We start from the raw sequence: 13,112 nt of genomic DNA on the forward strand, positions 1-13,112 counted from the left end.
AACGGGCAAAAATGAAAACGGAAAGACATAAATACAGGCTCCCGGCATATACCTAATGATAATGAGCTTCCCGTACATTTTCGTCTTTTACGTTCTCGCAATTTTTCGTACTTACGGGACCGGCGCCGGCTGTTTTACCGAAATTATAAAGTTTATGTAATACACAGAAAAAATCAAATTGTCGAACAGACAGGCTTTCGTTACAATAAGAGTGAAAACGTTTATGAATCAAAAAAGAGAGATAGAGATGTCGGGGAAATATGAAGCCTGGAGGCGTGTCATGAGCAAAAAGATATTAGTTGTAGACGATGAAGAATCAATTGTTACCCTTCTAAAATATAATCTTGAACGGTCCGGCTACCAGGTCGTCACGGCCATGGACGGAGAAGCCGGCTTATTAAAGGCGATAGAGGAGAAGCCGGATCTGATCGTGCTCGATCTGATGCTCCCTAAAATGGACGGAATCGAGGTCTGCAAGGAGCTCAGGCAGCAGAAGCTGATGTATCCGATATTGATGCTTACCGCAAAAGACGATGAATTCGATAAGGTGCTTGGCCTTGAACTCGGTGCGGACGACTACATGACAAAGCCGTTCAGCCCAAGGGAGGTTACGGCAAGGGTCAAGGCGATCTTGCGGAGAACGCAGACGGTGCCTGTTCATCAGGAGGAAGCAGAGGAAGCGGATGCCGGCGAACTGATCATCGGCGAGCTGAAAATACTGCCTGAACATTATGAGGTGTATTTCCAAAATGAGCGGCTCGAGCTCACGCCGAAGGAATTTGAGCTCCTTTTATATCTTGGAAAGCATAAAGGAAGAGTGCTGACGAGAGACCTGCTTTTGAATGCTGTCTGGAATTATGATTTTGCAGGGGATACGAGGATCGTCGACGTCCATATCAGCCACCTGCGCGATAAGATTGAAAAAAACACAAAAAAACCTGAATACATTAAAACGATCAGAGGTCTTGGCTACAAAATGGAGGAGCCGAAACTGAATGATTAAATTCCGGACCCGGCTTCTGGCTGCCCTGCTGTCGCTCTTGATTCTCGTGTTTGCTTCACTCGGCTTTCTGCTCGTGCACTTGTTTCATACGTCTTACGATGAAAAGCTGGAAAGCCGCATCAAAAAAGAAGCAGAATTCATCGCCGGCCTTTCGGACACCGATCACCTTCAGTCTCCGGAGCAAGGCGAACGATTGCAAAAAGCAAGCCGTGAACTCGACAGTGCTGTATCGCTGATAGATACAAAAGGTCAGGTTCTTTTTCATTTTGGCGGCCGTCCTGATCAATCCGCCATAAAAAAAGCGGTTCAATCAAAAAATAGAGGTGAAGGCGTCCGGATCAACCCGGATGATGACTCGCGCTTCAGCTTTGCACAGCCGCTGGAAAAAGGAGGAGAGATCTACGGTTATGTCCTGATCGATTCGCCTGTCGATCCCGACGCCGGCATCAACCAAAAGATCTGGATTCTTCTCGGCGTCAGCCTCGGAACGGCGTTTCTGATCATAGCGGGCCTCGGGGCAAGAATCACCTCGCAATATACCAATCCGATCGAATCCGCGACTCAAGTTGCGATTGAGCTTGCAAAAGGAAACTATAATGCAAGAACATTTAACGAAGATGAAACGATGCTGAGCCAGTCGATCAATATGCTGGCCCAGAATTTGCAGGATATGACAAGGGCTCAGGAAATGCAGCGCGACCGGCTGCAAACCGTGATCGAAAATATCGACTCCGGACTGATTTTAATCGATGGGAAAGGCTATATTCATCTTGTGAACAGAGCCTACCAAAAACAGTTTCACGTTCAAGCCGACCAGCTTCTTTACCATTTTTACCACGAGGTGCTGGAGCATGAGGAAATTATCAATCTTATAGAAGAAATTTTCATGACCGAAACAAAGGTCCGCAAAATGTTTCATTTGCCGATCCGGATTGAAAGAAGATATTTTGAAGTCGACGGGGTTCCGATCATCGGCATGAATGATGAATGGAAGGGAATCGTCCTCGTGTTTCACGATATGACGGAGAGAAAGCAGCTTGAAGAAATGAGGAAGGATTTCGTCGCCAACGTCTCCCATGAGCTGAAAACGCCGATTACATCGATAAAGGGGTTCACTGAGACGCTGCTTGACGGAGCCATGAACGAACGGGAAACCCTGCAGCAATTTCTCTCGATTATTTTAAAAGAAAGCGGGCGTCTGGAAACCCTCATTCAGGACCTATTGGACCTTTCCAAAATCGAACAGCAAAACTTCACCTTGAATATCCAGGATTGCGACATCGGTGAAATCCTTGCAGAGATTGAAATGCTGTTAAAAAATAAGGCGGAGGAAAGAGGAATCGCGCTGAAGCTCGAAAAGCCGGAAGAATCGGCCATCGCATCGGGAGATCCGCACAGGCTGAAGCAGATTTTTTTAAATCTGGTCAACAATGCCCTCACATACACGCCGGAGGCCGGCAGTGTGACCATTTCTGCCGAGGTGCTTGAAGATGCGGTCCAAGTGAAGGTGAAGGATACGGGCATCGGCATCAAAAAAGCGGAAATCCCGAGAATTTTTGAACGGTTTTACCGGATCGATAAAGACAGAAGCAGAAATTCGGGAGGCACGGGGCTCGGCCTTGCAATCGTCAAACATTTGGTTGAAGCGCATCACGGAGAAATCGATGTTGAAAGCGAGCAGGGGAAAGGGACCGTGTTTACAGTCCGCTTGAAACGCGCGCCACATTGAGAATGAGCAATCTTTACAAAGGCTTTACAACTTTTATATACACTTTTAAAACTTGATTGATAGGATCATAAGTGAACCCCTTCATCCAAGGAGCCAAATGGACGGACGCGAGATCATCACGCGTCCCTTTTTTTGTTTGTTTTAAAAGGACTCCCGATTTTCCTTTCAAAATGAACTTTGCTAAAATAAAATAAGCAAAATATGAGCATGAAGTGAATGGAAGCTTCCATACCGGCTTCTTAGGAGGATAAAAATGACTGAGAGAAAAAAATTAGTATTGGTTGACGGAAACAGCCTGGCATACCGTGCGTTCTTCGCTCTGCCCCTTCTCAGCAATGAAAAAGGGATACATACGAACGCGGTGTACGGTTTTTCGATGATTTTGCTGAAAATGCTCGAAGAAGAAAAACCGACACACATGCTTGTCGCATTTGATGCGGGAAAGACGACGTTCAGGCATAAAACGTTTAAAGAATATAAAGGCGGCAGGCAAAAAACGCCGCCGGAGCTTTCCGAGCAATTCCCGTTTATTCAGGAGCTTTTGGACGCCTACCGCATTTCCAGGTACGAGCTTGAAAACTACGAGGCTGACGATATCATCGGAACGCTTGCCAAATCAGCAGAAGAAGACGGTTTTGAAGTCAAGATTTTTTCCGGTGACAAAGATTTGACGCAGCTTGCGACAAAAGGAACAACGGTGGCCATCACGAAAAAAGGGATTACCGATGTCGAATATTATACGCCTGACCACATTCAGGAAAAATACGGCCTTTCCCCCGGCCAGATCATCGACATGAAAGGCTTGATGGGCGATGCCTCAGACAACATTCCCGGAGTGCCGGGCATCGGCGAAAAAACGGCGATCAAGCTGTTAAAGCAGTTCCATACGGTTGAAGAGCTATTATCGTCAATAGACGAAGTGAGCGGCAAAAAGCTGAAAGAAAAGCTGAGCGAATTTAAAGAACAGGCGCTGATGAGCAAGGAGCTTGCGACGATCATGACAGACGCGCCGATCGAAGTCGGTCTCGACTCGCTCGGGTATGAAGGCTATGACAGAGAAGCGGTCATCAAGCTCTTTAAGGACCTCGGCTTTAACTCTTTGCTTGAGCGGCTTGGCGAAGAACCGGCCGAAAAAGAGGAAGAGCGGTTTGAAGACATCAATGTGACGATTCAGACGTCCATCACGGAGGAATTGTTTGCATCACCTGCTTCGTTTGTCGTCGAACAGCTCGGGGACAATTATCATGAAGCGCCGATCCTCGGTTTTTCCATCGCCAATGGAAACGGCACATTCTTCATTCCGACTGAAACGGCCATAGGTTCTGACCGCTTTAAGGAATGGGCTGAGGATGAGTCGAAAAAGAAATGGGTGTTTGACGCAAAACGCGCCGCCGTCGCCCTGCGCTGGCACGGAATCGAGCTGAAAGGGGCCGAATTTGACGTCCTTCTTGCAGCCTATATCATCAATCCGGGACATACGTATGACGATGTCGCAAGCGTGGCAAAGGAACATCAGCTGAACGTCGTCTCCACCGATGAAGCGGTCTATGGAAAAGGCGCCAAACAGGCTGTACCCGGCGAGGATGAACTTGCCGACCATCTAGGCAGAAAAGCGGAGGCGATTACGATGCTCCGCGAAACGCTGCTTGACGAATTGGAAAAAAACGAGCAGCTTGAGCTGTTTGAAGAGCTCGAAATGCCGCTTGCCCAGATCCTTGGCGAAATGGAATCCACCGGCGTCCAGGTCGATGTCGACAGGCTGAAAAAAATGGGTGAAGAGCTGTCGGGAAAACTGAAGGAATACGAAAAGAAAATCCATGAGTCAGCCGGTGAAACGTTCAACATCAACTCGCCAAAGCAGCTCGGCGTGATTTTATTTGAAAAGCTCGGACTGCCGGTCGTAAAAAAAACAAAAACGGGCTATTCCACATCAGCGGATGTTTTGGAAAAGCTCCGCGATAAGCATGTCATCATCGAGGACATTCTTCATTACAGGCAAATCGGCAAGCTGCAGTCAACATATGTCGAAGGGCTGTTAAAAGTCATCAGGAAGGATACGCATAAGGTGCACACCCGCTTTAACCAGGCTTTGACCCAGACCGGACGGCTCAGCTCGACGGATCCGAACCTGCAAAATATCCCGATCCGCCTTGAAGAAGGCCGGAAAATCAGGCAGGCATTTGTTCCGTCGCAAAAGGGCTGGCTCATGTTTGCGGCGGATTACTCGCAAATCGAGCTGAGGGTGCTTGCCCACATTTCAAAAGACAAAAACTTGATCGAAGCCTTTACAAATGACATGGACGTTCACACGAAAACGGCGATGGATGTGTTTCACGTACCTGAAGATGAAGTCACGCCTGCCATGAGAAGGCAGGCGAAAGCCGTCAACTTCGGAATCGTATACGGCATCAGCGATTACGGGCTTTCCCAAAATCTCGGGATCACAAGGAAGGAAGCCGCTGCGTTTATTGAACGCTATTTCAACAGCTTCAAGGGAGTCAAAGAATACATGGACGAAACCGTTCAGGAAGCAAAGCAGAAGGGCTATGTTACGACTCTGCTGAGCCGGAGACGATACATTCCGGAATTAACGAGCCGTAACTTCAATTTGCGCAGCTTTGCCGAACGGACAGCAATGAACACCCCTATCCAGGGAAGCGCCGCTGATATCATCAAAAAAGCGATGATCGCCATGGCGCAAAAGCTGAAAGAGAAAAATCTCAAGGCAAAACTGCTATTGCAGGTGCACGATGAATTAATATTTGAAGCGCCCGAAGAGGAAATCAAAGAGCTTGAAAAGCTGGTGCCCGAAGTGATGGAAAACGCATTGCAGCTTGATGTGCCGCTAAAAGTCGATTATGCCTCAGGGCCTTCATGGTATGACGCGAAATAATGAAAAGGAAGTGATGATGTGCCGGAGTTGCCAGAAGTCGAAACCGTCCGGCGCACTCTTGCCGGACTTGTCGCAGGAAAAACGATCGATTCCGTGGAAATCAGATGGACGAATATCATTAAACGCCCGGCAGAACCTGAGGAGTTTGCAAGGCTTCTTATAGGCGAAACGATTCAGTCGATTGACAGAAGAGGGAAGTTTTTGTTGTTTCATCTCGATCATTTTGTCATGGTCTCACATTTGAGAATGGAAGGAAAATACGGGCTTCACAAAGGCGATGAGCCTATTGATAAGCACGTGCATGTCATTTTCAGATTTACGGACGGAACGGAGCTCCGCTACCGGGATGTCAGGAAATTCGGTACGATGCACTTGTTTGCGCCGGGTGAAGAACAAACTGAGCTGCCTCTCCGGCAGCTCGGTCCGGAGCCGTTCAGCGGCGAGTTTACCGCCCAGTATTTAAGAGAGCGTCTCAAGAAAACGAGCCGATCTGTGAAAACGGCGCTGCTCGATCAGCGGACAGTCGTCGGACTGGGAAACATTTACGTAGATGAAGCGCTCTTCAGGGCCGGCATCCATCCGGAAACTACCGCGAACAAGCTGACAAAAAAACAGACCGCCCTTTTGCATGAAGAAATCGTCAAAACGCTGAAAGAAGCTGTTGAAGCAGGCGGAAGCACGGTCAGGTCTTACATCAATTCGCAAGGAGAAATCGGCATGTTTCAGCTTAAGCTCTACGTCTACGGCCGAAAAGACGAACCTTGTAAAAAGTGCGGATCCGCGATCGAAAAAACGGTCGTCGGAGGAAGAGGCACGCATTTTTGCATGAAGTGCCAAAAAAAATAAATAGGGCAAATCTGTCCAGGCATTCACAGCCGGTTAAAAACTTTCTAAGTGAAACAATACACGGACGGTTCTTATCACTCATATATATAAGAAGCCTATAAAGCTGTTAAGGCTAAAACTACACCGCCGCATCAACAGAAAGGAAGAACCGGATATGATGTTTGCATCTTTCTTGCTGCTGGCTATTGCTGTCAGCCTGGACAGTTTTTCAGTCGGATTTACTTACGGGTTAAGAAAGCTGAAGATTCCTTTCAAAGCGATTTTGATTATCGCCTGCTGCTCGGGAGCCGTCATGCTGGTCTCCATGATGATCGGCACCCTTTTGATGAAGCTGTTTCCCGTCGTTTTGACGGAAAGGCTCGGGGCCATTATTTTAATGGGGATCGGCGCTTGGGTGCTGTATCAGTTTTTCAGGCCGGAGAAAGACCAGGAACATTCTCTCTCAGAGAAAACGCTCGTGAATCTTGAATTGAAATCGCTCGGAATCGTCATCCATATATTAAGGACGCCGACGAGCGCGGACATCGATAAATCGGGCATCATCACAGGCATCGAGGCCTTCCTGCTCGGTTTTGCCCTCTCAATCGATGCCTTCGGTGCGGGAATCGGGGCAGCTGCGCTGGGATTTCCGCCCGCTCCGATGAGCGTGACGGTCTCCGTCATGAGCTCTTTGTTCGTATTTATGGGCATTCAGGCCGGGCGCTTTTTATCAAGGTGGAACTGGATGAATAAACTGACGTTTCTTCCCGGCATCATGCTGATTTTGATCGGAATTTGGAAACTGTAAAGAGGGGTGTGGGCCTAATGACTTTGGTCATCGGATTAACCGGCGGTATCGCCAGCGGAAAAAGCACTGTCGCGCACATGTTTCAGAAGCGCGGCATCACGGTTGTCGACGCGGACGTCATTGCGAAAGAAGCCGTCGAAAAGGGAATGCCGGCATATCGAAAAATCGCTGAAACATTCGGGGAGGGCGTGCTCCTTGACAACGGCGGGATCGACCGGAAAAAACTCGGAGAACTTGTATTTCAAAACGAAGACAAAAGGATGCAATTAAATGCGATCGTCCATCCCGAAGTAAGAAAAACGATGATCAAAGAGCGGGATGAGGCCATTCAGGCCGGAGAGCGTTTTGTCGTTCTCGATATTCCGCTTTTATACGAAAGCGGGCTTGAGCACCTGACAGACAAGGTGCTCGTCGTCTGGGTGCCAAAAGAGCTTCAGCTCGAGCGGCTGATGAAACGAAATTCACTAAGCGAAGAAGAGGCGCTGAATCGGATTCATGCCCAGCTTCCGCTTGATGAAAAAAGAAAAAAAGCAGACGCCGTCATCGATAACAGCGGCGGCCTGAACGATACCGAAAACCAGCTTCAGGAGCTGATTGAAGCATGGTCGCATCTGAAAAAGTGAGCGCGGGAATTCCCGTGCTCTCTTTTTTTAGCCCGTAAAACAGCTAATCCATAGTTTATCGTGCGCATTTTACCTGAAAAAGAATAAATGGTATAGCTAAAATCTTATAATGTGTTATACTTATTTTGAATAAAACATGATATGGAATGACATAAAAATAAGGGGTGTTTGTTTGATGAAGGTAAAAATTGCGATAAACGGATTCGGCCGCATCGGCAGAATGGTGTTTAGAAAAGCGATGCTTGATGATCAGATCGATATTGCGGTGATCAATGCGAGCTACCCTGCGGAAACGCTCGCTCATTTGATAAAGTATGACACAAATCACGGACGGTATGAGCCCGATGTGAAAGCTTGCGGCGATCATCTTTTGGTAAACGGCAAAAAGGTGCTGCTGACGAGCCAGAGGGATCCGAAGCTGCTTCCGTGGGCAGAGCATGAAATCGATATCGTCGTTGAAGCAACCGGGAAGTTTAACTCGAAAGAAAAAGCTGAAGCTCATATTGAAGCGGGAGCGAAAAAGGTGATTTTAACGGCGCCCGGAAAAAATGAGGACATTACGATCGTCATGGGCGTTAATGAAGGGGACTTTGATGCTGAGCGCCATGCGATCATCTCGAACGCGTCCTGTACGACGAATTGCCTGGCGCCCGTTGCAAAAGTGCTTGATGATGCGTTCGGAATTGAAAACGGCCTTGTCACGACCGTACACGCCTTTACAAACGATCAAAAAAATATCGATAATCCGCACAAAGACCTGCGGAGAGCGCGCGCCTGCGGTTCTTCGATCATTCCGACGACCACCGGAGCAGCAAAAGCGCTGTCGCTCGTCATGCCTCATTTAAAAGGACGAATGCACGGCCTTGCTTTGCGGGTGCCTGTTCCAAACGTTTCTCTCGTTGATCTTGTAGCGGATTTAAAAAGCGATGTAACCGCCGAGGACATCAATGAGGCGTTCCGTATGGCGGCAGCGGGTTCCATGGCCGGAATTATCGATGTATGCGATGAGCCGCTCGTGTCTTCGGACTTTAATACAAATCCGTTTTCTGCGGTCATTGACAGCCTGTCAACGATGGTGCTCGAAAACAGGAAAATGAAAGTGCTTGCATGGTATGACAATGAATGGGGATATTCGTGCAGGGTCGTCGATCTCATCAGATACGTTGCGTCGAGAATGAAACATCCATCAGCTGTATAAAATAAAAGCATGGACGGATAAAAATAAAAAACCCCTTAACCATCAAAACCGCCTTGCAAAAAATATTCAAACAAAGTATACTATTTTTCGTGAACTTCTAGTCGTGAGCGCTTCGGCATTACTTAAAGGGTTAGGACCTCTCCGGACTAACTTTCCCCCGTGGTAAATGACCGGTTTAGTTGCTTGGAAATTCACTTTTTAATTCTTGTTAAGGGGGGTCCATGCTATGGAAACAATGGGGCGTCACGTCATCTCCGAACTGTGGGGATGCGATTTTGATAAGCTGAATGACATGGATTTTATTGAAAAAACGTTCGTAAATGCTGCACTGAAATCAGGTGCTGAGGTGCGGGAGGTTGCGTTTCATAAGTTTGCGCCTCAAGGTGTAAGCGGGGTTGTCATTATTTCTGAATCTCATCTGACCATCCACAGCTTTCCTGAACACGGATATGCCAGCATTGATGTTTATACTTGCGGAGATTTAGATCCGAACATTGCTGCGGATTACATCGCAGAAGAATTAAGAGCGGAAACAAGAGAGAATATCGAAATACCAAGAGGCATGGGGCCTGTACAGATCAAGCAGGCAAAAGCCAAAGCACAGGCGCTTTAATGCCTTTTAAGAGGAGCCGGATGAAAAAGCGAAAACCGCTTTTTAGATCCGCTCCTTTTTCATTTCCTGCAAAATGTCGCCCGTATTCTTTTGCCATTTTGTTTTCTCTTGGAAATAGAGAGTTTTTTTAATAAAATATAGAGAAGAAAGGCAAAGGGGATATGGCGTATGAGCGTTTTCCAAAAGGTTCAGGGATTTTTTTCGACCCATGCCGAAACATCCGACCATCATCATTTGGACGAGCTGAGGAGCCGTTACTATAAAGCGACTGCAAAACAGGCCCTGGAAGCCGTAGCAGAAGTGCTGGACGGAATGGGCGGCTGCACCGTCACTTCGGTGTCGGAAGAAAGAGGGGAAATAAGCGCAGAGATTACAAAGCCGAAAAAGGCTTTTTTGGTGGCGACTGTCGTATCGATCCGCCCTTTTGAGACAGCGGTAGATTTTAATGTATCGACGGAAACGGTTATGCCGACTGATTTTGGATACAGCCGCAGCATGGTTTCGTCGGTTTATCGGGAATTGGACCGAAAGCTGGCTCCTGCTGTAAAATGAAACAACTGAATAGGGAGCTGAAAAAATGAAATGTCCAGCGTGTCAGCATAATGGGACGAGGGTTTTGGACTCCCGTCCCGTTGATGAAAGCAGATCGATTCGCAGAAGACGCGAATGCGAATCTTGCAGTTACAGGTTTACAACATTTGAAAAGGTGGAAGAAATTCCGCTGATCGTCGTTAAAAAAGAAGGAATCCGTGAAGAATTCAGCCGGGAGAAGATGCTCCGCGGCTTGATCAAAGCGTGCGAAAAGCGGCCTGTCGCTTTAAAGCAGCTTGAAGATATTTGCTTTGAAATCGAAAAAGAGCTTAGAAACCAAGGCGTTTCAGAAGTGAAAAGCGAGAATATCGGCGAAATGGTGATGGACCGCCTGGCGAAAATCGATGAGGTCGCATACGTCAGATTTGCGTCGGTATACCGCCAGTTTAAGGATATCAACGTATTTATCGAGGAACTGAAAGATTTAATAAAGAAAGAACGGTAAAGAGCTGAAAACTTGATCCAGCTCTTTTCTCATGACAAAAATCGCGGGCGGATGACATCCTGCCCGAAAAAAGGTGTAAAATGAGGACAAGAAACAAATTGGAAGGTTGACAATCGATATGAGTAATTACTGGAAAGATTTGCTTCCCGTTGATCCTTACGTCGTCAAGAGCCACGGGCTGCTTCAGGATTTGGACCGGCAAATTGTCACCCTTTTGTATCAGCCTTTGATCGGGTCTTTCTCGCTCAGCCTGTTTTTTACGCTCTGGGGAGAGCTTGAGCAAAACAGGATATGGGGGAACAGCTCGACCCACAGGCAGCTGATGGGGACGATGCAGGCCAGCCTGAAAACGATTCACGCCGAAAAAGAAAAACTTGAGGGAATCGGACTGCTGAAGACATATGTAAAAGAAACGGAGCAGGAACGCTTATTTATATACGAATTGATCGCGCCGCTCAGACCGGACGAGTTCTTTCAGGACGGAATGCTGAATGTGTTTTTGTACAACCGTGTCGGAAAAGCGCGGTTCCAGCAGCTGAAAGATTATTTTTCTCATCCGTCAGTGCCTGAAGAGGCGCGTGATGTCACGCGCTCGTTCAACGAAGTCTTTGCAGCCGTGCAGCCGAGCGAATGGAAGCTTTCGGATGATATGGCGGACGCTATGAAGCTTGCGGATGACCGGGAATATACAAAAGAGGGGCAAAGCAAACCGGTCACGGTGACAGACGACGCGTTTGATTTTCAGCTGTTTCTGGCAGGGCTGTCCGAAACGCTGATTCCAAGAAAGGCGCTGACCGGCCAAGTAAAAGAAACGATTAAAAAACTTGCTTTTCTCTACGGAATCGAGCCGCTCGATATGCAGAACGTCGTCATGTCAGCCGTTGACGAACATGATATGATCACGACAGAAGCGCTGAGGAAAGCGGCGAGCGACTGGTATCAGATCGAAAGAAACGGCCTGCTGCCCGAGCTTGTCGACAAGGTTCAGCCGCTCAGGCTGCGCGAGCATACGAATGAACAGCCGGCGTCAAAGGAAGAAACGTTGATCGCCCTTTTGGAACAGGTGTCCCCGAGAAAACTGCTTCAGGATATAGCCGGGGGGGCGGAGCCTTCCAAAGCCGATTTAAAAATCATCGAAGAAATCATGCTTGACCAAAAGCTTGAGCCGGGCGTCATCAATGTCCTGATTTATTATGTCATGCTCCGGACCGATATGAAGCTTTCGAAAAACTACATTCAAAAAATCGCTTCCCACTGGGCAAGAAAAAAAGTGAAGACGGTAAGGGAAGCGATGAAGCTCGCAAAAGAAGAAAACCGTCAATATCTCGAATGGGCGCAAGGAAAGAAAAAGCAGGGGAATAAAAAAGTCATCAGGGAAGAGAAGCTGCCGGATTGGCTGCAAAACGAGGCGGCCGAAGCACTGCCTAAGGATGAGCAGACTGCGGCAAGCAAGGAAGATTTTGAATTGCAAAAGCAAAAGCTGCTCGAAGAAGTAAAGAAACTGAGAAACCATTCCGCCCTTTAAAAAGTGAGGTGAACAAGAGGTATGGAGCCGATTAAACGAGCTTTACAAGGCGTGACGACAAGGCCTGATTTCCAAAAGCGCCTTGAGGATATGAAGAAAAAAGTCCTTTCCGACCATGATGTTCAGGAATTTCTGAAAACGCACCGGACGGAAGTGGACGAAGGAATGATTGAGAGAAGCTTGAACAAGCTGTATGAATTTACGCAGCAAAGCAAAGCATGCAGCGGCTGTCCAAGCCTGAAAGAATGCAAAAACCTGATTCAGGGGTTTTATCCAAAGCTTGTGCTGAACGGAAAAACGATTGACGTTCAGTATGACACATGCCCTGAAAAGCGAAAAGCCGATGAAAGGGAAAGACAGCGTTCATTGATCAAAAGCATCTACATTCAAAAGGATCTATTGGAAGCTACATTTGCGGATATTGACGGAGACGATCCGAGCAGGCTGAAAGTTCTTCAGCTTGCGACTGAATTCTTCCACGACTATAATGAGACGGGAAAGGGAAAAGGAATTTATATCCATGGGAGATTCGGCGTCGGAAAAACCTTTATGCTGGCGGCCATCGCCAATGAGCTTGCTTCAAAGGACCATCCGTCGATTCTCGTTTATGTTCCCGAGTTTGTCAGGGAGCTGAAAAACGCGATTCACGACCAATCATTGGAGGAAAAGCTGGATATGGTGAAATCAACGCCTGTCCTCTTGCTGGATGATATCGGAGCAGAGTCCATGTCAAGCTGGGTCAGGGATGAAGTGATCGGCACGATTCTTCAGCACAGAATGGCCCAGCAGCTGCCGACGTTTTTCTCTTCAAACTTTGACCCGGATGAGCTGAAGCATCATTTTACGTATTCCCAAAGAG

12 protein-coding genes are annotated in these 13,112 nt (G+C 47.6%); all 12 read left to right on the top strand.

The annotated features are described in order from the left end of the window. Positions 1-280: 280 nt before the first annotated feature. Positions 281-1,003, top strand: coding sequence for a response regulator transcription factor (locus tag V7126_RS15470; RefSeq protein ID WP_046129655.1), 723 nt, complete (start codon positions 281-283; stop codon positions 1,001-1,003). Beyond that, complete coding sequence (gene pnpS, locus V7126_RS15475) at positions 996-2,732, top strand: two-component system histidine kinase PnpS (protein ID WP_175076795.1); 1,737 nt, start codon at positions 996-998, stop codon at positions 2,730-2,732. Before V7126_RS15470 ends, pnpS begins: the two co-directional genes overlap by 8 nt. Before the next feature lie 253 nt (positions 2,733-2,985). Continuing rightward, the gene (gene polA, locus V7126_RS15480; RefSeq protein ID WP_175076794.1) at positions 2,986-5,625 is read left to right on the top strand and encodes a DNA polymerase I; all 2,640 of its coding nucleotides are present in this window, start codon (positions 2,986-2,988) and stop codon (positions 5,623-5,625) included. An 18-nt stretch (positions 5,626-5,643) separates the two neighbouring features. After that, on the top strand, positions 5,644-6,471 hold the full coding sequence (gene mutM, locus V7126_RS15485) for a DNA-formamidopyrimidine glycosylase (protein ID WP_175076793.1): 828 nt from the start codon (positions 5,644-5,646) through the stop codon (positions 6,469-6,471). A 103-nt stretch (positions 6,472-6,574) separates the two neighbouring features. After that, positions 6,575-7,258 (top strand): sporulation membrane protein YtaF, encoded by a 684-nt coding sequence (gene ytaF, locus V7126_RS15490; RefSeq protein WP_202049374.1) that lies wholly within the window; start codon positions 6,575-6,577, stop codon positions 7,256-7,258. Positions 7,259-7,275: 17 nt separating this feature from the next. Next, complete coding sequence (gene coaE, locus V7126_RS15495) at positions 7,276-7,881, top strand: dephospho-CoA kinase (RefSeq protein WP_175076792.1); 606 nt, start codon at positions 7,276-7,278, stop codon at positions 7,879-7,881. Positions 7,882-8,056: 175 nt separating this feature from the next. Next, the gene (locus V7126_RS15500; protein ID WP_175076791.1) at positions 8,057-9,079 is read left to right on the top strand and encodes a glyceraldehyde-3-phosphate dehydrogenase; all 1,023 of its coding nucleotides are present in this window, start codon (positions 8,057-8,059) and stop codon (positions 9,077-9,079) included. 226 nt (positions 9,080-9,305) lie between these two features. After that, the gene (speD, locus tag V7126_RS15505; protein WP_046129648.1) at positions 9,306-9,692 is read left to right on the top strand and encodes an adenosylmethionine decarboxylase; all 387 of its coding nucleotides are present in this window, start codon (positions 9,306-9,308) and stop codon (positions 9,690-9,692) included. Between the two features lie 168 nt (positions 9,693-9,860). Continuing rightward, positions 9,861-10,244, top strand: a complete 384-nt coding sequence (locus V7126_RS15510) for a hypothetical protein (RefSeq protein ID WP_046129647.1) — start codon at positions 9,861-9,863, stop codon at positions 10,242-10,244. A gap of 25 nt (positions 10,245-10,269) precedes the next feature. Further along, positions 10,270-10,728, top strand: coding sequence for a transcriptional regulator NrdR (gene nrdR / locus V7126_RS15515; RefSeq protein ID WP_046129646.1), 459 nt, complete (start codon positions 10,270-10,272; stop codon positions 10,726-10,728). Between the two features lie 118 nt (positions 10,729-10,846). Next, positions 10,847-12,253 carry a replication initiation and membrane attachment family protein gene (locus tag V7126_RS15520; RefSeq protein WP_175076790.1) on the top strand — a complete coding sequence of 469 codons (1,407 nt, stop codon included), beginning with the start codon at positions 10,847-10,849 and terminating at the stop codon, positions 12,251-12,253. A gap of 21 nt (positions 12,254-12,274) precedes the next feature. Then, on the top strand, positions 12,275-13,112 hold an 838-nt coding region (gene dnaI, locus V7126_RS15525), incomplete at its 3' end, for a primosomal protein DnaI (protein WP_335497703.1).

Origin of the sequence: Bacillus sp. JJ675 (assembly GCF_036963165.1) — a bacterium.
Lineage (GTDB): Bacteria > Bacillota > Bacilli > Bacillales > Bacillaceae > Bacillus > Bacillus glycinifermentans.